Raw genomic sequence first — 20,789 nt, 5'->3', positions numbered from 1 at the left:
AGTTTGTTTCGCAGTTCTACAACCTTAATGTGTTGTGTGCTTTAACGAACATGTTTCAGTGTAATTAATCGTATGGTATCTCAGACCTGCTCATATATGAGAGCATTAAAGCTTCCCAAAGTCTGGGAGTCTTCTACTGCTGCTGATTCAAGCTTGAATATAAGTAGCCTGACTCTCAGTTGTCTCCACAACTTGATTTTATATTGCTATGCCAATCTTAAGTAGAGATTTGGAGCAAAAATTTATCATATATCGAGAATTTGAACTATCTAAACTTAATAAGGCCAATAATGGCACCCAATGATAAATAACGGCTGAGAACATTAACGTTGAGGATGTTTTGATCCTAGATATACTCTAGCAATTTTCCCCAAAATTCCCCTTATATCAGATATTCACAGTCTGGCTAACTTGAACGCTGAAATTGCTGATGTCAAGAGGGGTAGAATTCTTGGTGCCCGAGAAGATTGTAAAAACCTCAAAAAATGTGGGCATGCTGAGAACAGCCTCGCCATTGCCTCGACTTGGCAAGGAAGTCTATTTTCAAGCTACATATCCACGGTTAGGTCTTTCGCTTTCATCGCTATGGTTAACTCTTCCTCACAGCGGCGTGCTCTAGTTACTCGGCACAATTTTTCCCCTTTTGGCAATAAGCTGATTTCAACAGGTTATGTTGACCAAGACCAAATGCGGGAAGCGACCTTAGAAAGTCGACGCTCCGGACGTTCTCTTGTCGAAATTCTTCAGGGACTTACTGGACAGTCTTTACCACCAGAACTCCTACGCCAATATAAACGACAACAACTTTTTGAACTAAAGATCCTTTATGGCATCGACTCCTTAGATCTTGAGTTAAGCCAAATTCCGACGGATCAAATCGAAGAATTGATCCAGAATTATATTTCTCTTGACTTATGTCGACGCTATCAGTTGGTCCCCCTAACCCTTGATCAAGAAACGGACCCGGCAACGTTGCTGGTTGCAATGGTTGATCCAGATAATTTAGGTGCTCTGGACGATCTAGGACGAATTCTAAGGGAGAAAAATCTGACCTTGCAACGCATGGTGATTGCGGTTGAAGACTATCAGCAACTCATCAGTAAGTATCTCGATCAGCAAGCTGCTCAGCAAAAAGCTAATGAAAAACCGATTGAGTTTGATTTAGACGATGACTTAGATGCGATCGCAGGTCTAGACGATCTCCCTACTGATGAACTTGAGACTGACCTCGGGGCAGCCCTGCAAGATGCAGAAACGGCTCCCATTATTGGTTTAGTTAACAAAATTCTGGCTAAAGCCTTGCAGAGCGGTGTATCTGATATTCATATTGAACCGCAAGAAGATCACCTTCGTGTTCGATTCCGTAAAGATGGTGTGCTTCAACAGGCCTTCGATCCACTGCCCAGGAAGATTATTCCTGCTGTTATATCCCGTTTCAAAATCATTTCAGAGTTAGATATTGCTGAGCGTCGCCTTCCTCAAGATGGTCGCATCCGGCGACTTTTTCAGGGACGCAAGATTGACTTTCGGGTTAATACCTTACCGAGCCGATATGGAGAGAAGATTGTACTTCGTATTCTGGATAACTCCTCGACTCAACTGGGATTAGACAAACTTGTTGCAGACGAAGATAGTTTAAACATCGTTAGAGAGATGGTCAGTAGACCTTTTGGCCTGATTTTAGTAACAGGACCTACTGGTTCTGGTAAAACCACTACTCTCTATTCTGCCTTAGCTGAATGTAATCACCCGGGTGTCAACATCAGTACCGCTGAGGATCCAATTGAATATACCCTCCCAGGCCTGACCCAAGTCCAGGTGATTCGAGAAAAAGGAATGGACTTTGCCTCAATTTTGAGAGCTTTTCTAAGACAAGATCCAGATGTCATTCTAGTAGGTGAGACCCGAGATAAAGAAACTGCTAAAACAGCCATTGAAGCAGCACTAACAGGACACCTTGTGTTAACGACTCTGCATACGAATGATGCTGCTAGTGCTGTTGCTCGCCTTGCAGAAATGGAAGTCGAGCCATTCATGGTTTCGGCGTCCTTATTGGGGGTTGTTGCCCAGCGTTTGGTACGGCGAGTATGTTCAGACTGTAAAGTTCCCTATCAACCTTCTCCCTCTGAGCTAGGTCGATTTGGGCTATCTGCTTCTCCAGGAACAGAGATCACCTTCTACAAAGCTAATTCGTTATCAGCTGATGAACTTCAAACAGCTCAAGCTACAGGACAAACAGTTTGTTCAAAATGTAACGGTATTGGGTATAAAGGGCGTTGTGGTGTTTACGAAGTTATGCAAATCACTGAAACCCTGCAAACATTAATTACTGAAGGGGCACCTACTGAGCGGATTAAAGAGGTGGCAGTTGAAGAAGGGATGAAAACCCTTCTAGCTTATAGCCTAGAACTAGTTAAGAAAGGGGATACTACCCTCGCTGAAGTTGAACGAGTTACCTTTACCGATAGTGGTCTAGAGGCTGAACTTAAAGCTAAGCGTAAAACATCTCTAACTTGTCGAGTGTGTAATGCAGATTTAAGACCCGAGTGGTTAGATTGTCCCTATTGCACTACACCAAGATTCCAAGATTAATACAGGAATCCATGAAATATTTTTTGTATCAATCAATTTACTCTAGCTGGGAATATTAAGAGGCAATTTATGGACTACATGATTGAAGACCTAATGGAAGAAGTCGTTGAGCGAGGAGGCTCTGATTTACACCTCTCAGTAGGCTTACCTCCCTACATTCGTATCAACGGAAAATTAACTCCTACTGATTATGATCCACTGAGTCAAGAGCAATGTCAGCGTCTTATCTTTAGCATGCTGAATAATACTCAACGAAAACAATTAGAGCAAACATGGGAATTAGATTGCTCTTACGGTGTCAGAGGCCTAGCGCGTTTTAGGGTTAATGTCTATAAGGATCGGGGTACTTATGCTGCTGCATTACGAGCACTCAGCTCTAAGATTCCTGCTATAGAAACGTTGGGATTACCAAATATTGTCCGAGAAATGTCTGAGAAGCCCCGTGGTTTGGTACTAGTGACTGGTCCCACAGGCTCGGGAAAAACAACGACCCTTGCCTCCATGATTAACAATATTAATCTAACTCGGGCTGAACATATTCTCACGGTCGAAGATCCCATTGAATTTGTTTATGAACCTATTAAAAGCCTGATCCACCAGCGTCAAGTTGGTGAAGATACCAAGAGCTTCTCGAATGCACTGCGGGCTGCTCTCCGTGAAGATCCAGATGTTATTCTTGTAGGGGAAATGCGGGATCTTGAAACGATTCAACTTGCTATTTCTGCAGCAGAAACCGGTCACTTAGTTTTTGGGACACTTCATACTAGTTCAGCAGCCCAAACTGTTGATCGGATGGTAGATGTATTTCCGCCTGAGCAACAGACTCAAGTTCGAGTGCAATTGTCTAACTCTTTGGTGGCTGTATTTAGCCAAACGCTAGTGACGCGGAAAAATCCGAAACCAGGTGAGTTTGGGAGAGTCATGGCACAAGAAATTATGGTATCCACTCCCGGAATTGCTAACTTAATTCGTGAAGGAAAAACATCTCAGATATACTCTGCTATTCAAACTGGAGGAAAGTTAGGAATGGTTACTTTAGAGAAAGTCCTAGCTGAACTCTATCAGGCTGGCTCGATTTCCTTTGAATCAGCTGTATCCAAGACATCCCGTCCTGATGAAATGCAGCGATTAATGGGAGCAGCCCCTATGGGTAATCAACGTGGCGCTGGTGCCACTTCTTATCGGCGATAAGTATGGAACATCTTATGGCCTCATTGCCTTACATTTATTCTTCTTTCATTAACTGCTGAGAATTGAGTTATGCCAACTTATGTTGTTCGTGCGCGAGATCCTCAAGGTAAATCTAGCCAAAAAAGGGTAAGCGCAACCTCTCAAAAAGAAGCTCGTTCAAATATCCAGCGTCAAGGACTACAAATCCTTGATATCAAGGAATCTCAAGGCTTCAGCATGAGTGCTGAGCTTGATCTGAGTTTTCTTCAATCCATCACTGTCAAAGATAAGGCTCTTTTCTCTAGACAATTTTCAGCTTTAGTCAATGCCGGGGTTGCATTGGTAAGAGGGTTGGGAGTTATGTCTGAACAGTGCAAGAATCCTAAGCTGAAAAAAGCACTTTTAGATGTGAATGCTGCTGTGCAGCAAGGCGTTAGTTTGTCGGATGCCATGAGAGGCCATCCAGCGGCTTTCGATCAGCTTTATGTTGCCATGATTCAAGCAGGTGAAACGGGTGGTGTCTTGGACGAAGTGCTAAATCGTCTTGCAACCCTACTTGAAGATCAAGCACGTCTCAAAAATCAGATTCGATCAGCTCTTGCTTACCCAGTAGTAGTTGGATTTATTGCTGTATCTATTTTCTTGGGAATGGTCATTTTTCTCATTCCTGTTTTCGATGGCATTTTTAGCCAATTGGGTGGCGATTTGCCAGCATTTACTCAACTGATGGTGAACCTCAGTGAGTTTTTGCGAACACCAATCTATGGAATAATGGTTGCTGCTTTTTTCTTTGGTGCTAGTTTTGCACTCCGTCAATACTATCGAACACGGGCAGGCAGAGAAACGATAGACCGAATTATGCTTAAGTTGCCCCTGTTTGGTGATCTAATTCAAAAGACCGCTGTAGCTAGATTCTGCCGCACCTTCGGGTCTCTCTCCCGTTCAGGGGTTCCTATCTTGTATTCACTGGAAATAGTGCGAGATACTGCTGGTAATCAGGTAGTTTCCAATGCTATTGATGAAGCTCGTCGCGAAATCCAAGGAGGAGGGATGCTAAGTCTAGCTCTGCAGAAAGAGAAAGTTTTTCCTATCCTAGCCACGCAGATGATCAATGTGGGGGAGGAAACGGGTGAGATTGATAAGATGCTCATGAAGGTTGCTGACTTTTATGAAGATGAGGTAGAACAGGCAGTTAAAGCCATGACTAGTGTGATGGAACCCTTAATGATTGTTGTGTTAGGGGGGATGGTTGGTTCCATTCTTGTAGCTATGTATTTACCTATGTTCAAGATCTTCGATCTAATTGGCTAAACAGAAGCTATTCTGTAATTCTCTCAATTTAAGTGTGATTTACGCCAAGTTTCACTAGCTCCTAATACATATTGTAAGCAAGCCCTATCGACTAAGAGATAGGGCTTGCTTACAATATGTATTAGGAGCTTCTTTGAGTGTTTAATTCTCCAGCACAGAATAATTAAAAGCTTGAACTAGAGTGATGCCGATAGATCCAAATTTCTACCAGTTGTTAGATCTTTCTCCTGAAGCCTCTAGTGATAAGATCCATGATGCCTATCGAAAAAAGAGTAAGGTTTACCATCCTGACACGACTACCCTTCCCAAAGAAGTGGCTATCCAAAAATTTCAACAACTTAATGATGCCTATGGCATTCTGAGTAATCCTAAACTAAGAAAAGCATATGATTATCGTTTAGGGGTATCGTCTGTCAAATATACTCCCGTGCAGAAAGTACCCCATTCAGATACTCCATTGGCCTCTTCACAGGTGCAAATTCAAGAACGTCCTTTGTCTCCTGGGGAGCTTGTTGCATTACTAATTTTGTGTATCACCTTCTTAGGGTGTTTAATCCTGGCAGTGGTACTGGGGTTTGCCCGTGGGGAAATGATGTTTGTAGAACCTACTGCTTTAACTGATGTGAGTTCGAAGTTTGTATGAGGAGTTCGCAAAGCGGCTCTATCGATTGCTTCTAAAAATATGCTGGCCTGGTTTCAGGCAGATGTAGTATTGAGCCTCGTATGATGAGTCAGGATGCTCTTTAAATCTCCTTCATTGACCTAACATTTGTCTTTATAATTAAGCACCCAACTATTGATCAATTTAATGTCTAAGTTGTAAGAGTTAGCTAATGACTGAATCATGTTTACCAGATCCTAAAACTCCACTATATAATCACCCTCTCCCCCAAATTGAGCAGTGGCTTCACAAGCTTGGATGTCACCAAGATTCTCAGAATTTGCATCTTTGGCGTGTTGAGCGTGATCAGTGGAAGGCAGAAATATGGCTAGATATTGAGGAGTTGTCTGTTTTGTATGTGCCGGCGGCTTCCACTGAACGTGATATTCAACGAACTTTTAAGTATTCTTTAAGTCGCCAAGATATTGAAGATGCAGTGTTCTCAGGTCCTTAGCGAGTACTATTCCTTGCCTAATTATTGATTTGTACAAAAAACATGTAGTTTTTATTGAATAATTAGTTGACCTTGCCAAATCTTCTATGCCTATCTTGGAAATCTCTGAGTGCTTGATGGAACTCATCCCGATCGAAATCTGGCCATAAGGTTTTGGTAACGTAGAGTCTCAGCATAGGCCATTTGCCACAAGAGAAAGTTACTCACCCGCATTTCTCCGCTGGTTCGAATTAACAGGTCTGGATCAATGATTCCAGCTGTATAAAGATGCCGTTCAAATAAACTTTCATCAATATCATCTAGATGGATTTGATTATGTTGAACTTTAGAAGCAATGTCGCGGCATGCTTGGATAATTTCTCTACGACCTCCGTAATTAGTGGCGATGATAAATTTGATGGTGTGATTATCTTTGGTCGCAGCCATAGCCCGCTGTATTTCTGTTTGTAGTGTCAACGGTAAAGCTTCTAAATCACCGACAAAGTGTATTTGCACGCCTTCATCGATCATCTCTTGTAGTTCGCGACGTAAAACCCTCTCAAATAGCATCATCAAGAATTCCACTTCGTCAAGAGGACGTCCCCAATTCTCTGTGGAAAAAGCATATGCTGTGAGTGCTTGTACGCCCCAATCTTTACAACAGCGGAGAAGAGACTTAAGGGTATCTACCCCACGACGATGTCCGATAATGCGGGGTAATCCTCTCTGCTTGGCCCATCGTCCATTACCATCCATGATGACGGCGACATGTTTAGGTAGTCGCTGAACATCTAAATCTGAAGGGAGTTGCTTTGGAAGGCTTGAATTTAATGTCATATATTCTTGCGAGATTTGAGCAATGGGAATATGAGAGAAAGCAAAGAAAAGACTTGTTTTCTGATTTTCCTGCCTAAACTTCTCAAGCTTGGGGTAACAACTTCTCTATCCACAGATAAGATTAATCGATCAGCCAACAATTCCCTCAACTTACTGCTGGTTAAAGGGCGTCTAAGTATACCTTGTTCTGCTAATGAGATAGATCCAGTTTCTTCAGAAACAACGATGCATACACAGTTGTCAACCCGTTCGGTGATCCCCATCGCAGCACGATGTCGAGTACCGAGTTGGCGAGATGCGGTCTGCTCGGAAATAGGTAGAATAACGCCAGCTGATATGATTCGATCGCCTCGGATTAATAGGGCACCATCGTGTAATAAGGTGGTTGTCTGAAAGATGGTTTGGATTATCTCCCGAGAAATTTCTGCACTTAACTTAATTCCTGGCACTGAAAAGTCTCGTTCATCAATCGGAATATTTCGAGTTTCAATGATGAGTAAAGCACCCGTCCGATTTTGGGAGAGTTCTTTTATTGCGTCGACAATTTCATCAATGATGTTATCGGGATTTTGGGTGACCTGCTGTGCAGGACGTAGCATTTTTAACAGTTCGCCTCTCCCCAATTGCTCCAGAAAGCGTCGGACTTCTGACTGAAGAATGACGGCCATGGCTACCGCAGAGCCAATGAGTAAGAAGGTGAGTAACTGATTGAGGTAATTGAATTGCAGTAGCTTGCTAGCAACGGTTGCTAGAACGAGAAAAACGACACCTCTTACCATCCATAGGGTTCGCCGCTCAGCAATGACGAGAAGCAGCATATAAGTTAAAGCTAAAGCAAGGCTGATATCAATTAAGGAACGGAAGGTCTGAACCCAGTCATGGTTTATCAGCCATTCCTTAACCCCGTCCATGCCTTTGGCCTAACCTTCTCGTATACCTATGTCAGTTTAGCGTTATCAGTAATCAGTGCAATATTAGTAAATAGAGGGCAAGCTTGGTTATCGCTATGAAATTTAACCAGCTATTGCTCTAAATGCCTTGGCAGACAATCTTGACGAATGAGGTCTTGAAAAGTTTCTCTTTTAAGAATTAAGCTTGCGTCTCCGTCCTGCACAAGTACAGCAGCAGGTCGGGATATTCGATTGTAATTGGATGCCATGCTGTAATTGTATGCTCCGGTTCCCATTACGACCAGAACATCACCGGGTTGGCTGGGGGGGAGAGCGATATCTTTTAGTAAAATGTCCCCGGATTCACAATGTTTACCTGCGATGGTAACGATCTCTGTGGCGGAAGAATCCATGCGGTTGGCAATGGCAGCACTGTAAACAGATTGGTATGTAATGGGGCGGGGGTTATCAGACATTCCACCATCTACAGAAAGGTAGGTACGGATATCGGGAATGTTCTTTTTGGCTCCAACTTTGTAAGCAGTAATGCAGGATGTACCTACTAGAGAGCGTCCTGGCTCGCAGAGTAGCTTCGGGAATGGGATATTGGCTGTCTTACAGGCTTGCGAAATACCGTTGCAGACGATCTCTGACCATTGAGTGATGCTGGGAGGGTCATCTGACTCAACATAACGAATACCTAGACCGCCGCCAATGTTGAGTTCGTCCATGGGTAGGCCTAGAGCCTGTGCTTTGGCTAACCACTCGACAATGACGCTGGTTAGATCTTGATGAGGTTGCAGCTCGAAGATTTGAGACCCGATATGAGCATGAAAGCCAACCCAAGCGATTTGAGGGGTTTTCTGAGCAAAAGACAAGACCTGATCAATTTGATTGGGGTCGAAACCGAATTTACTATCTAGATGTCCCGTTCGAATATATTCATGGGTATGACATTCAATGCCAGGTGTGATTCTTAGCATGACCCGGGGAGGGTTTGGCAGGGTGTCGATTGAGGAAAGAAGCTCTGTAAGTTGCTCTAGTTCGAGCCAGTTGTCCGCAATGATGGTACAGCCACATGACAGGGCCATTTCTAGTTCAGTAACTGATTTGTTATTGCCGTGAAAATAGATAGTTTCAGGATCTACGCCTGCTTGTAAGGCGGTGTACAGTTCACCCCCTGATACCACATCTAGTCCTAAACCCTCTTTAGCCACTAGTGCAGAGATAGCCATGCAGCTCCAGGCTTTGGAGGCGTAGAGGATTTGGGATGGACCAGGATAGAATTTTTGAAATGCGAGACGATACTGTTGGCAGGCAGTCCTCAGGGTCAGTTCATCTACGATGTATAAAGGAGAGCCAAATTGCTTAACGAGTTCGGTAACAAAGCATCCACCAATTACCATCTGTCCTGCTTTATCGATTTCGGCAGATAGTGGAAGTATTTGCTGGTTGGGGGAGGTCTCCATTATTGGAGTGGATGAGCTGATACTTGGTGGTTGGAGGGATACCATAAACTGACCGGAATGGGCTTAGATTTTGTCAGGGTAGGATTAAACTCGGCAGGAGCCATCAAAGAATCTTATCATATTCAGCTGTCCCTATTGCCGTGTCTGCTGCAGGGTTTCAGATTATGGAAAAGCACTGAGTACGATGTTAGCAGTATGGCCTCTCATGAATTTAATGTAGCTTTCTGACTTTCTAATCTTGTTTGAATAGATTCAGGGATATTTGGCAGGAAATCATAACCCGTTTCTTGTTCTAAATGATCGACGGTGACGATGTACCGTTGCCATTCATGGGATTTAATGCCTTGCTTATTGGGGATATCGACGGCGATCACTGGAGTATTGGCAGAAATACCGTTTATACCTAATGTGGTCTCATCCATGACGACGATAATTTTCCAAAGATTTTGGGGAGGAATGACTTTCCCTTTTGCGATCGCAGCTCGTTTCCCATATCCCCCGGCAATGATAAACAGCTCTTTGCCGTCATCAACTAAGTCTCGACAGTAATTCTCCAGGTCAACCCATGGCCCTCGGTTGTTATCTGGCCGCTGAGGCACAATATTGGTCATGACGAAGGTTGCAGAATTGTTGACTTCTGAATTGGTCCGATCGCCAGAAGGGGTCATATGCCCTCGGTCATAGCCACTCCGGGTATAGTCTCTCGCATCCACTTTCTCCCATTTTGGCGGTAAGCTTTGATCCGCTCGAAAATCGTTGCGACGTTCGACATCTCCTAACCAAGTTTGATCGAGCTGCCAACTCACCCAGTTGGGAATTCCCTTGCTGCGGTTGTAGGAAAGGGCAAATTGAGGCTTTTTCATCAAATAGTTATTACTGTCGGCTAAGACGACTCTGGCTTGACTAGGATTGCCAAGGGCTAGATGGTCAACATTGGATTGGGTGAATATTGAGAAGAAGCTACATCCGGTCAAGAGTGAAAAACATAGGAATACCGTGATCGGTAGATGCGATCGCATCATCAATCCCGCAATTTTCCTTGCCAGACTAACAGGGAGTAATTTGAAAAGCCGTATCACTATTTCTCAATCCACTATTGAATTCAACAGTTGCATCCGGTCCATATTATTGAGCAATTCTTTGACAATCAGCCATAGAAGGTTGAGGGACTACTGAGCTGACTGCTTTAACTCTGTCATCGTAAATAGAGGATGGAGTGTTAAACCTTCCGCAGCTAGATTGGCTTGTCCACCCGCTTCGCGATCAATGACACACATGACATCCGTCACCGTAGCACCTAGGGATCGCAAGTCTTGGGCTGAAAGCTTGATCTGTCCGCCAGACGTCACCACATCTTCAATGATGACGAGCCGTTTTCCCTGAATCTCTCCTCCCTCAGCTAGTTTGCAGGTACCATAAGGCTTAGCCTTTTTTCTGACGAAGAGGGAAGGATATCCGCTGATTTGAGATAACATGGCCACGATGGGAATGCCGCCCATTTCCAAACCTGCTAGAGCATCAACAGGGGTAGGAATCATCGTTGCGAGATGTTCAGCAATGGCTTTCAATAAAGTTGGATTTGCTTCAAATAAATATTTGTCAAAATATTCATGGCTGACTTGCCCCGATCGCAGTAAAAACTCACCTGTAATATGAGACGTGTCATAAATCGCTTTTGTCAGGTCTGCTTTGTTCATCAAAATTCGTGGAAATTGGGCTAACTTTAATTAGTTTAGGTGCTAGGCTCCCTCTTAGAACTGCTTATATAGGGAAGACACCTGATTATGTCAGACCTACCTCAAACGCCAAAATCAAGAGCACCTATGAACCGTACATTGACCCTCAGTACGGCAGACCGTGAGCGATTGAGATTGAAACTCGTCAAAAATATTACCAAAACATCGCCAATTGCCGATATTACGATTCAAGGAGACTGCCTTGATATAGCCCCCAAGCTCCCTCAAAGCAGCATCAATTTATTGATTCTTGACCCACCTTACAACTTGAATAAAGTCTTCAATGGTCGAACGTTCACCAAGCAATCTGTAACCGCATATACTGAATGGCTAGATCATATTTGTTGTAAGCTCAAACCTCTATTACGTCCTGATGCCTCAATCTACATCTGTGGAGATTGGTTCTCATCTGCTTCAATTTTCACGGTTGCTACATCTCATTTTCAGGTTCGTAACCGGATCACTTGGGAGCGCGAGAAAGGCAGAGGAGCCCGTTCAAATTGGAAAAATGCGAGCGAAGATATTTGGTTTTGCACAAATTCGAACTCATATACCTTTAATAGCCAGGCTGTGAAACAGCGGCGAAAGGTACTAGCTCCCTATCGACATCCGGATGGTTCTCCTAAAGATTGGTCTCAAACTGAAAATGGCAACTTTAGAGATACTTTTGCGTCTAATTTATGGACTGATATTTCTATCCCTTTTTGGTCAATGCCCGAAAATACTGATCATCCCACTCAAAAAAGTGAGAAATTAGTTGCAAAGCTAATGCTGGCCAGTAGTAACCCTGGAGATATTGTGCTTGATCCTTTCTTGGGTAGCGGCACAACGTCTGTGGTTGCTAAAAAACTGCATAGACAGTTTATCGGCATCGAACTTGATGAGGAGTATTGCTTGTTGTCCGAACGACGGATTGAGCTAGCTGACTCTCATCCAGCTATTCAAGGATTTGCCCAAGAAATTTTCTGGGAACGGAATACAATCATTCCTCAAGCTACCCAGTAATTTTTTTAACCAAAATGGGGGAATACCAAGCATGTGCCAATTGTTGGACATCCAGCTCTACTGCTCAAATCTTCACCGAAGAATGATTTAATGCAAAAAGCAATGTTCCATGCTAGAGAAGTTGAGATGGTAGCCTTCAAAAAAATTTGCTATTTGGAAACCTGACAGCTAAATTAGCTTCAACCCTTTGCTCTGAATTGAATTGAGAAGACCCCTATATCGCCAATGAGTAATGAGTATACAGATGAAAACATCGATATCCGCAACTACCTCCGCATACTCAGACGTCGATGGATACCTGCAACAGCTGTATTTGGCTCGGTTTTTGTTCTGACCGCATTGGCAACATTTTTGCAAAAGCCTGTATATGAGGCTGAGGGCAAGCTTTTACTTAAGAAGCAAAGTGGTGCATCAATTTCTGATTTGGAAATTGGGGGGCTGGGTGGCTTAGAAGCATTGTCTACCAAGAGTAGTCCGGTCCAGACAGAAGCGGAAATTATTCGCTCAGAGCCGATTTTACGACAAACTATTATTGCGTTGAAGTTAGTCGATGATAAGGATTCCCCCCTAGAAACCAAGGATTTCATGGAAGCCTTGACGGTTTTTAATGTTAAAGATACTGATGTCTTAAACGTTACCTACAAAAGCATTGATCCTAAAGAGTCTGCTGATGTTGTGAATCGGCTGATGGATGACTATCTCAAGAACAATATTGAGACGAACCGAGCTGAAGCGGCCTCCGCAAGGGTGTTTATTGAAAAACAGGTTCCAGAGATTGCCGCAAAACTAAGAAATCTGGATCTATCCTTACGACGGTTTAAGGAAGCGAACGGAATTATTGCCTTAGAAGAAGAAGCTAAGGTTTCTGTAGAGGTTGAAGGCAACTTTTACCAAGAAACGGCTAAGATGCAAAGTCTTCTAATTAACGCGAGGGCAAAAAGCCGTGCCCTTAGAAATAAGTTGGGGCTTTCTCCCCAGCAAGGGGAAGACATCAATGCTTTGAGCCAATCGACAGTGGTTCAACAAGCCTTGGCTAACTACCAAGAGAACGAGCGAAAACTTGCTGAAGCCCTAAAAGTATTTCAACCTAACCATCCCACCATTCTTGACCTTAAAGATAGAAGAACTGCTCTTAAAGGTGTATTAGGTGAGCAAACAAGCCAGATTGTCGAGGCCAGTCAACCTCAGCCTCTTCGTAATCTACAAGCAGGAGAATCTCGACAATCTTTGACGGATGCTTTGGTCCAAGCTGAAGTGGATCGTTTAGGTTTGGAGAAACAAGTGTTGTCTCTGGCTCAAACACAAGCTGAAAACAAACGTCGACAAGGCGTAATACCTAAATTAGAGCAGCAATTAATTGCTCTTGAACGGGATAGAATCGTAGCTCAAACGACTTATGAAGAGTTATTGAAAGCGTTGCAGCAAATTACGATTAGTGAGAACCAGAATATTGGTAATGTCCGCATTATTGCAGCAGCATTAGAGCCCAAAGAACCGGTTTCTCCCCGCAAAGCGTTTAACTTGGCTGTTGGTTTTTTCCTGGGAGGATTGCTGGGACTAGGGACTGCATTGCTTCTTGAAGCCTTAGATACTTCTGTTAAGACTGTCCAAGAGGCAAAAGAGCTATTTGACTATACAGTTTTAGGAAATATTCCATTACTGAAAGATGCTGAAAAGATGACCCGCAAGGGGTTGGATCGCCCTACCCCAGATTTGGTGGTTCGAGAGTCTCCTCGCTCTTCTGTGAGTGAATCCTATCGCATGCTTCAGGCTAATCTTAAGTTCTTAAGCTCAGATCATCATGTGCAGGTTTTTGTGGTCACCAGTTCCATCCCTAAAGAAGGGAAGTCAACAGTTGTGGCTAATTTAGCTTTAGCACTGGGTGAACTGGGGCATCGAGTCTTAGTCATTGATGCTGATATGAGACGCCCTTCTCAGCACCAGGTTTGGGAGTTGCCCAATACTTTGGGATTGAGCAATGTTTTAGTGGAGCAAAAAGACTGGCATGAAGCCATCCGACCCGAGGATGATCAGCTCGATATTCTGACGGCAGGGGTTACCCCCCCCAATCCAGTCCCTTTAATTGACTCCCATCACATGGCCGTATTGCTTGAGGAATTTCATCAAGCCTATGATTACGTGCTGATTGATTCTCCACCGTTAGCAGTTGCTGCAGATGCTCTTCTACTCGGTAAAATGACGGACGGTGTTCTCTTAGTAACCCGTCCAGGCCTAGTGGATTCTGGTTCTGCTCAATCCGCTAAGGATGCATTGGTGCGTTCTGGTCAAAAGGTTTTGGGACTCGTCATTAATGGTGTCATCCCTGAAAATGAGCCAGATAGTTATTATTACTACTATGCTCAAGATTATTATGGAGAGAATTCCGGGGGCGAACAGTCAAAAGCCAAGAAAAAGAAGAAAAAAGCTGATGTTAATGCTGTAGAGCGCTCCTAAATCCCTCACTTATTATGATTAAGAAATCTTCCAATGTTGTCTGGCATCAGTCTACCGTTACTCGCCAGAACCGGCAGGATCAAAATGGCCACCTTAGTACCATCCTTTGGTTTACGGGACTATCTGGTGCAGGCAAGTCTACTCTGGCCCATGCCGTTGAAGATGCTCTGTGTAAGATGAACTGCCGAACTTTTGTCATCGATGGAGATAATATCCGTCATGGATTATGCGCAGATCTAGGTTTTTCTAGCGAAGATCGCGTTGAAAATATTCGCCGGATTGGTGAAGTCGCTAAACTCTTTACTGAAGCTGGCATCATTGTCCTGTCGGCATTTATCTCTCCATTTCGAGCCGATCGAGATCGCGTTCGTGAATTGGTTCCAGAAGGTGATTTTATTGAAATATATTGCCAAGCCAGTTTAGAAGTCTGTGAAGAACGAGATGTTAAAGGGCTATATAGGAAGGCGAGATCGGGTGAAATCCCTAACTTCACAGGTATTTCTTCACCCTATGAGCCACCTGAAGAGCCAGAGATAATTGTGAAGACGGGGGGAGGATTCCCTGGAGGCTTGTGCCCAGCAGGTGATTGAATTTTTACAGGAACGGGGTGCTTTTCAACCCGCATCGGTCGCCAATTGAGCGAGATAGTAAGTATCTGAGGTCTTGCGACTCACCAATGGTGAAATGTTTGCCCTCTGAAAGTAAAATTAATTGAATTTTCCTATTTTTGCTAGGGTAAATTGACGAGCCTATCACCGAAAAATAAATCATCATGACAATTCTGGTTACGGGGGGAGCCGGTTTTATTGGTGCAACCTATGTTTTGCAGAAGCGGCAGAATCATGAAAGCTTGGTATTGAACCTAGATAAGTTGACCTATGCAGGTAACTTATCTACTTTAGATTCCCTGGAGTTTGATCCCGACCATATCTTTATTCAAGGGGATATTGGTGATCGTCAGCTTGTTGTGGACTTGCTGGCTCAGTATCGTCCTAGTGCCATTCTCAATTTTGCGGCTGAAACCCATGTGGACCGTTCTATTGATGGCCCAGATGACTTTATTCAAACTAATATTGTTGGCACATTTAATCTCCTAGAGGCTACCCGGTCCTACTGGCAGCAACTCGCTTTTCCGGAACGAAACAGCTTTCGATTTCTGCATGTTTCGACTGACGAAGTTTTTGGTTCCCTGTCGGCTGAGGATCCACCGTTTGCGGAAACGACAGCTTATGCGCCTAATAGTCCTTATTCCGCCTCTAAAGCCGGCTCTGATCACCTCGTGAGATCTTATTTTCATACTTACCATCTGCCAACGTTAATTACGAACTGTTCCAATAACTACGGCCCCTATCAATTCCCAGAAAAGTTAATTCCCTTGATGATCTTGAATGCAATGGAGGGCAAGCCTTTGCCTGTGTATGGGGATGGGCAAAATATCCGAGATTGGCTCTTTGTTGAGGATCACTGTCGAGCCATTGATCTGGTCTTGACTAAAGGAAAAACTGGCGAAACCTATAATATTGGGGGAGACACGGAAAAAACAAATCTCTGGCTTGTCCAACAAATCTGTGCGATTTTGGATGATCTTCTCCCCCATTCAGCCCATGTACCCCATGCAAATTTAATTACCTTGGTGGAGGATCGACCGGGGCATGATCGACGGTATGCGATAGATTTTTCTAAAATTAAGCAACATCTGGGCTGGTCTCCGCAAGTCACGATTGAGTCTGGATTGAGGAGAACCGTGCAGTGGTATCTAGACCATCAGGCATGGTGTGAGCAGGTTACATCTGACCAGTATGAATGTCAGCGATTAGGGTTATCGGCAGTCAAGAAATAAAAGACGTTTGTCGATGTTATACATCCATCGTCAGGTGGGCATAGTCTGAAGAAAGGACGCTGCAGTTATATATTGCCGAGATAATACGGATGAAAGGAATTATTCTGGCTGGCGGTTCAGGTACTCGACTCTATCCCATTACTCGGGTGTTATCTAAACAGTTAATGCCTGTTTACGATAAGCCCATGATTTACTATCCTCTTTCAACTTTAATGTTGGCGGGGATTCGGGAGATTCTGATTATCTCTACCCCTCAGGACTTACCGTTATTTCGGCGATTATTTGGAGATGGTCATCAGCTGGGATTAGCCCTTTCCTATGCTGAGCAACCCAAGCCTGAAGGCTTAGCCCAAGCTTTTATTATTGGCCAAGATTTTATCGGTGATGATTCTGTTGCCCTTATCCTTGGAGATAATATTTTTTATGGAGCGGCTTTAGCAGAGCGACTTCAGAAAATATCGCGGCTGACTGAGGGGGGGATTGTGTTTGGCTATTGGGTCAAGGATCCACAGCGGTACGGGGTATTAGCGTTTGATCAAGAGGGTCAGGTTACAGATATTGAGGAAAAACCTCAGCATCCGAAATCTCAATATGCGGTGACGGGGCTGTATTTTTATGACAACCAAGTGATTGATATTGCCAAAGCTTTGAAACCTTCTGCTAGAGGGGAGCTGGAAATAACGGATGTGAATACAACTTATCTCCAACAAGGACAATTGAAAGTTGAGAAGATGAGTCGTGGGGTGGCGTGGCTCGATACGGGTACCCACGAAAGTTTGCTGCAAGCGGCTGCTTTTGTGGAAACTATGGAACAACGACAAGGCTTGAAGATTGCCTGTGTGGAAGAGGTGGCCTATCGGATGGGATATATCTCGGCAGATCAGGTCAAAGAATTGAGTCAAGATTTGTGCAAGAACAGTTATGGAGAGTATCTCCTAAGAGTTTTGGAAGAGGGAGATCAACCCCTGTGAATGTGATAGAAACTCCTTTGCCCGGTGTTTTAGTGATAGAACCGCGTGTATTTTCTGACCAACGTGGTTTTTTCTTGGAAACCTATCATTACCAACGGTATAGAACATCTGGGATTGATGAGGTGTTTGTGCAAGATAATCATTCTCGTTCTGCTTATAGAACATTGCGGGGGCTCCACTATCAGCTGAAATATCCCCAAGGAAAATTAGTCAGGGTCAGCTCGGGGGAGGTTTTTGATGTAGCAGTCGATATCCGCAAGGGGTCACCCTATTTTGGACAGTGGTTTGGTGAGTATCTTTCTAGTGAAAACAACAAGCAGATGTATGTTCCACCTGGTTTTGCCCATGGATTTTGTGTCCTGAGCGAGACGGCAGACTTTATATATAAATGCAGTGATTTTTTCAATCCAGCGGATGAGCAAGGTGTTGCTTGGGATGATCCTGCCTTGGCAATTGACTGGCCCATTGACCAGCCTATTCTTTCCCATAAAGATACTGCATTGCCTAAGTTATCGGAGCTGATGGATTGTTTGCCTAGGTTTGCAATCGCTTAGGTTTAGCGGATATGGCACTAAAGGATGTTAAGGCGCAATCGAAGAGACTGAAATAGCAAACTGACGATGGTCTGTGTGAACTCTTCACGGCCTTACCGTATCCAACGGGATAGCTTGTTATACTAGTCCTGAAAAAAATTCAGGCTAAGCCGTCTCCTTTTTGTATGCAACCTACTGATCCTGATAAGTTTACCGACAAGGTATGGACGGCTATTGTTAAGTCTCAGGATGTGGCACGGCGGTTCAGTAATAACAAGCTAGAGGTTGAGCATTTAACTATTTCTCTATTAGAGGAAGAGCCATTAGCCAATAAGATTTTGGGCAAGGCTAAGGTTGATGCTGATCAAATTCTGCAACAGTTAACGGCTTTTGCTGAGCGGCAGACAAAGGTTGACGAAGGAACGGCGTTATTTTTAGGTCCAGGATTGGATCGCCTTCTCGATCAGGCGGATGCGCTGAGGCAAGCCCGAGAGGATCAGTTTATTTCGGTGGACCATTATTTGTTGGCTTTTGCTGAAGATGGTCGGGTGGGGCAGTCTTTGCTGCGAGATCAGGGGATTGCCCGTACGGATCTTGAGAAAGCCATTAAGGCCATGCGCGGGACTCAAAAGGTGGCCGATCAAGAGTCGGAGTCTCGCTACAATGCCCTTGAAAAATATGGTCGCGATCTGACGGAGCGGGCCAAAGCTGGGAAGCTGGATCCGGTGATTGGCCGGGATGATGAAATTCGTCGGGTCATCCAGGTCCTGTCGCGACGGTTAAAAAATAATCCCGTTTTGATTGGTGAGCCGGGTGTGGGTAAGACTGCGATCGCAGAAGGTCTCGCCCAGCGAATCATTAATGGGGATGTGCCAGAATCCTTGAAGAATCGGCAGCTCATTACCCTGGATATGGGGAGCTTAATTGCAGGTGCAAAGTATCGAGGGGAGTTTGAAGATCGTCTGAAGGCTGTCTTGCGGGAAGTGACCCATTCCGATGGCCAGATTGTTCTGTTTATCGATGAACTGCATACTGTGGTGGGGGGCGGGAGCGGGTCAAAGCTCCATGGATGCCAGCAACTTGCTGAAGCCCATGCTGTCTCGGGGGGAGTTGCGCTGCATTGGAGCCACTACCCTGGATGAATACCGCAAGTATATTGAAAAAGATGCGGCTTTAGAGCGCCGGTTTCAACAAGTCTATATTGACCAACCCAATGTGGACTCTGCTATTTCAATCCTACGGGGTTTGAAAGATCGGTATGAAATTCATCACAATGTCAAAATTACCGACTCAGCACTAGTGGCTGCAGCTGTTTTGTCAGATCGCTATATTGCTGATCGATTTTTGCCGGATAAGGCCATTGATTTGGTGGATGAAGCGGCAGCGAAGCTGAAGATGGAAATGACCTCGAAGCCCAGTGAGCTAGAAGGGATTGAACGACGGGTAATGCAGCTAGAGATGGAAAAGATGTCTCTAGAGCAAGAACAGAACCGCTCTAGCCTTGGTGGAATTTATGAGTCTTCAGAAGATCATTTACAGCGGGTGGTTGCTGAAATTGATGAGCTGATTCCTAAGCGCAAGTCTTTGGAAGACCAGTGGCAAACTGAAAAGCAGGTTCTGGAAGAAATTAATAATCTGAAGGAACAGGAAGCCCAAGTTCGGATTGAAATTGAAAAAGCCGAACGCGAATTTGACCATGAGAAAGCCGTGCAGCTGACTTACAGCCGCATGGCAACCTTGCAACAAGACCTGGAAGAGCGTGAAGTGAAGCTATTGGCGATTCGTGCTAAGGGGCCAACGCTTCTCAGGGAAGAGGTGACGGAAGAAGATATTGCCGAAGTGGTCGCTAACTGGACAGGTATTCCGGTGAGTCGATTGCTGGAGTCGGAACGTCAGAAGTTATTGCAGTTGGAAGATCATCTGCATGAGCGGGTGATTGGTCAAGAAGATGCCGTTGAAGCGGTGTCGGCTGCCATCCGCCGAGCCAGAGCGGGAATGAAAGATCCGAATCGTCCCATTGGTTCCTTTATGTTTTTGGGACCGACCGGGGTGGGTAAAACGGAGCTGGCCCGAGCTTTAGCCCAATTCCTGTTTGATACGGAAGATGCCATTATTCGGATTGATATGTCTGAGTATATGGAAAAGCATGCCGTGTCCCGACTGGTGGGAGCCTCTCCAGGGTATGTGGGGTATGAAGAGGGCGGACAGCTCTCGGAGATGGTGCGCCGTCGTCCCTATTCGGTGGTGTTGTTGGATGAGGTGGAGAAGGCTCACCCGGAAATTTTTAATATTCTGCTGCAAGTTTTGGACGATGGTCGGATCACAGATGCCCAAGGACGAACCGTCAACTTTTGCAATACGATTATTGTCTTAACCAGCAACATTGGCAGTGAGCATATTACCGAATCCTCGGAGGAAGAAGAACGGTATCTAGAGATGCAGATGAAGGTGTTGGAGGCGTTGCGATCGCACTTTCGTCCTGAGTTTCTCAACCGCATCGATGAAATCACGATGTTCCATACCCTCAATCGGGAGCAGCTTGGATCGATTGTCAAGATTCAGTTGAAGCGGATTGAAGCGCTGTTAGCAGAACAGAAGTTGGCGATTCAGATTTCGGATGAGGCATTAGAACATATTGTAGAAGCGGGATATGACCCGGTTTACGGTGCCCGTCCCCTGAAGCGAGCCTTGCAGCGGGAACTAGAGAATCCGATTGCCACCAAGATTCTGGAGAATACGTTTACCAGTGGTGACACCATTCTGGTGGATTGGGATGAGGATGGGCTGATCTTGTCTCAGGCTCCACGAACGACTTTAGAAATTGAGGAAGAAGAAGAGTCAGAAGAAGAAGAGCTGGCCTCTGCGGCTTCCTGAGTGGTCTAGTGTC

At 44.6% G+C, this 20,789-nt stretch carries 14 protein-coding genes and 3 pseudogenes; 12 read left to right on the top strand and 5 right to left on the bottom strand.

Annotation, left to right across the window (positions count from 1 at the left end):
- Nucleotides 1-585 precede the first annotated feature (585 nt).
- From HRE53_RS01270 to HRE53_RS01250, 5 genes are all read left to right on the top strand, one after another.
- Nucleotides 586-2,592: a GspE/PulE family protein gene (locus HRE53_RS01270; RefSeq protein WP_235108781.1), complete on the top strand. Its 2,007-nt coding sequence runs from the start codon at nucleotides 586-588 to the stop codon at nucleotides 2,590-2,592.
- Nucleotides 2,593-2,661: 69 nt separating this feature from the next.
- Nucleotides 2,662-3,783 carry a type IV pilus twitching motility protein PilT gene (locus tag HRE53_RS01265; RefSeq protein ID WP_212661865.1) on the top strand — a complete coding sequence of 374 codons (1,122 nt, stop codon included), beginning with the start codon at nucleotides 2,662-2,664 and terminating at the stop codon, nucleotides 3,781-3,783.
- A gap of 69 nt (nucleotides 3,784-3,852) precedes the next feature.
- Entirely contained in the window at nucleotides 3,853-5,073 is a 1,221-nt protein-coding gene (locus HRE53_RS01260; RefSeq protein WP_212661864.1) for a type II secretion system F family protein, read from the top strand.
- Nucleotides 5,074-5,257: 184 nt separating this feature from the next.
- The gene (locus HRE53_RS01255) at nucleotides 5,258-5,716 is read left to right on the top strand and encodes a J domain-containing protein (RefSeq protein WP_235108780.1); all 459 of its coding nucleotides are present in this window, start codon (nucleotides 5,258-5,260) and stop codon (nucleotides 5,714-5,716) included.
- A gap of 190 nt (nucleotides 5,717-5,906) precedes the next feature.
- Nucleotides 5,907-6,188 (top strand): DUF3143 domain-containing protein, encoded by a 282-nt coding sequence (locus tag HRE53_RS01250; protein WP_235108779.1) that lies wholly within the window; start codon nucleotides 5,907-5,909, stop codon nucleotides 6,186-6,188.
- 62 nt (nucleotides 6,189-6,250) lie between these two features.
- On the opposite strand, the pseudogene HRE53_RS01245 reads toward HRE53_RS01250, so the two are convergent.
- From HRE53_RS01245 to pyrE, 5 genes and pseudogenes are all read right to left on the bottom strand, one after another.
- Nucleotides 6,251-7,004: pseudogene (locus HRE53_RS01245) on the bottom strand (isoprenyl transferase).
- A complete protein-coding gene (cdaA, locus tag HRE53_RS01240) occupies nucleotides 7,001-7,915 on the bottom strand; it encodes a diadenylate cyclase CdaA (RefSeq protein WP_212661860.1) in 915 nt (304 codons plus the stop codon). The pseudogene HRE53_RS01245 and the gene cdaA overlap by 4 nt, the downstream one beginning before the upstream one ends.
- 110 nt (nucleotides 7,916-8,025) lie before the next feature.
- Complete coding sequence (gene lysA / locus HRE53_RS01235) at nucleotides 8,026-9,408, bottom strand: diaminopimelate decarboxylase (protein ID WP_235108778.1); 1,383 nt, start codon at nucleotides 9,406-9,408, stop codon at nucleotides 8,026-8,028.
- Nucleotides 9,409-9,566: 158 nt separating this feature from the next.
- Nucleotides 9,567-10,382, bottom strand: a complete 816-nt coding sequence (locus HRE53_RS01230; RefSeq protein ID WP_396133440.1) for a DNA/RNA non-specific endonuclease — start codon at nucleotides 10,380-10,382, stop codon at nucleotides 9,567-9,569.
- 150 nt (nucleotides 10,383-10,532) lie between these two features.
- Entirely contained in the window at nucleotides 10,533-11,060 is a 528-nt protein-coding gene (gene pyrE / locus HRE53_RS01225) for an orotate phosphoribosyltransferase (protein WP_235108776.1), read from the bottom strand.
- A gap of 126 nt (nucleotides 11,061-11,186) precedes the next feature.
- Between pyrE and HRE53_RS01220 the strand changes: the two genes are divergently transcribed.
- The 7 genes and pseudogenes from HRE53_RS01220 (at nucleotide 11,187) to clpB (ending at nucleotide 20,776) form a co-directional block, all read left to right on the top strand.
- Nucleotides 11,187-12,104 (top strand): DNA methyltransferase, encoded by a 918-nt coding sequence (locus tag HRE53_RS01220; RefSeq protein WP_235108775.1) that lies wholly within the window; start codon nucleotides 11,187-11,189, stop codon nucleotides 12,102-12,104.
- Nucleotides 12,105-12,329: 225 nt separating this feature from the next.
- Entirely contained in the window at nucleotides 12,330-14,558 is a 2,229-nt protein-coding gene (locus HRE53_RS01215; RefSeq protein ID WP_235108774.1) for a GumC family protein, read from the top strand.
- A 14-nt stretch (nucleotides 14,559-14,572) separates the two neighbouring features.
- A pseudogene (gene cysC, locus HRE53_RS01210) lies at nucleotides 14,573-15,197 on the top strand (adenylyl-sulfate kinase).
- A gap of 133 nt (nucleotides 15,198-15,330) precedes the next feature.
- Nucleotides 15,331-16,398, top strand: a complete 1,068-nt coding sequence (rfbB, locus tag HRE53_RS01205) for a dTDP-glucose 4,6-dehydratase (protein WP_315876107.1) — start codon at nucleotides 15,331-15,333, stop codon at nucleotides 16,396-16,398.
- Between the two features lie 89 nt (nucleotides 16,399-16,487).
- On the top strand, nucleotides 16,488-17,369 hold the full coding sequence (gene rfbA / locus HRE53_RS01200; RefSeq protein WP_212661854.1) for a glucose-1-phosphate thymidylyltransferase RfbA: 882 nt from the start codon (nucleotides 16,488-16,490) through the stop codon (nucleotides 17,367-17,369).
- Nucleotides 17,366-17,923, top strand: coding sequence for a dTDP-4-dehydrorhamnose 3,5-epimerase (gene rfbC / locus HRE53_RS01195; protein ID WP_212661853.1), 558 nt, complete (start codon nucleotides 17,366-17,368; stop codon nucleotides 17,921-17,923). Before rfbA ends, rfbC begins: the two co-directional genes overlap by 4 nt.
- A 164-nt stretch (nucleotides 17,924-18,087) precedes the next feature.
- A pseudogene (clpB, locus tag HRE53_RS01190) lies at nucleotides 18,088-20,776 on the top strand (ATP-dependent chaperone ClpB).
- The last annotated feature ends 13 nt before the right edge of the window (nucleotides 20,777-20,789 follow it).

The organism is Acaryochloris sp. 'Moss Beach' (genome assembly GCF_021497025.1).
Taxonomy (GTDB): Bacteria; Cyanobacteriota; Cyanobacteriia; order Thermosynechococcales; family Thermosynechococcaceae; genus Acaryochloris; species Acaryochloris marina_A.
Note: the sequence above shows the minus strand (reverse complement) of the source record. Positions and strands in the feature narration are given on the sequence as shown.

Bases quoted from the DNA above. Each gene is read 5' to 3' on its own strand.
- HRE53_RS01270 (WP_235108781.1), top strand. From the start codon at position 586: ATGGTTAACTCTTCCTCACAGCGGCGTGCTCTAGTTACTCGGCACAAT.
- HRE53_RS01265 (WP_212661865.1), top strand. From the start codon at position 2,662: ATGGACTACATGATTGAAGACCTAATGGAAGAAGTCGTTGAGCGAGGA.
- HRE53_RS01260 (WP_212661864.1), top strand. From the start codon at position 3,853: ATGCCAACTTATGTTGTTCGTGCGCGAGATCCTCAAGGTAAATCTAGC.
- HRE53_RS01255 (WP_235108780.1), top strand. From the start codon at position 5,258: ATGCCGATAGATCCAAATTTCTACCAGTTGTTAGATCTTTCTCCTGAA.
- HRE53_RS01250 (WP_235108779.1), top strand. From the start codon at position 5,907: ATGACTGAATCATGTTTACCAGATCCTAAAACTCCACTATATAATCAC.
- cdaA (WP_212661860.1), bottom strand. From the start codon at position 7,915: ATGGACGGGGTTAAGGAATGGCTGATAAACCATGACTGGGTTCAGACC.
- lysA (WP_235108778.1), bottom strand. From the start codon at position 9,408: ATGGTATCCCTCCAACCACCAAGTATCAGCTCATCCACTCCAATAATG.
- HRE53_RS01230 (WP_396133440.1), bottom strand. From the start codon at position 10,382: ATGCGATCGCATCTACCGATCACGGTATTCCTATGTTTTTCACTCTTG.
- pyrE (WP_235108776.1), bottom strand. From the start codon at position 11,060: ATGAACAAAGCAGACCTGACAAAAGCGATTTATGACACGTCTCATATT.
- HRE53_RS01220 (WP_235108775.1), top strand. From the start codon at position 11,187: ATGAACCGTACATTGACCCTCAGTACGGCAGACCGTGAGCGATTGAGA.
- HRE53_RS01215 (WP_235108774.1), top strand. From the start codon at position 12,330: ATGAGTAATGAGTATACAGATGAAAACATCGATATCCGCAACTACCTC.
- rfbB (WP_315876107.1), top strand. From the start codon at position 15,331: ATGACAATTCTGGTTACGGGGGGAGCCGGTTTTATTGGTGCAACCTAT.
- rfbA (WP_212661854.1), top strand. From the start codon at position 16,488: ATGAAAGGAATTATTCTGGCTGGCGGTTCAGGTACTCGACTCTATCCC.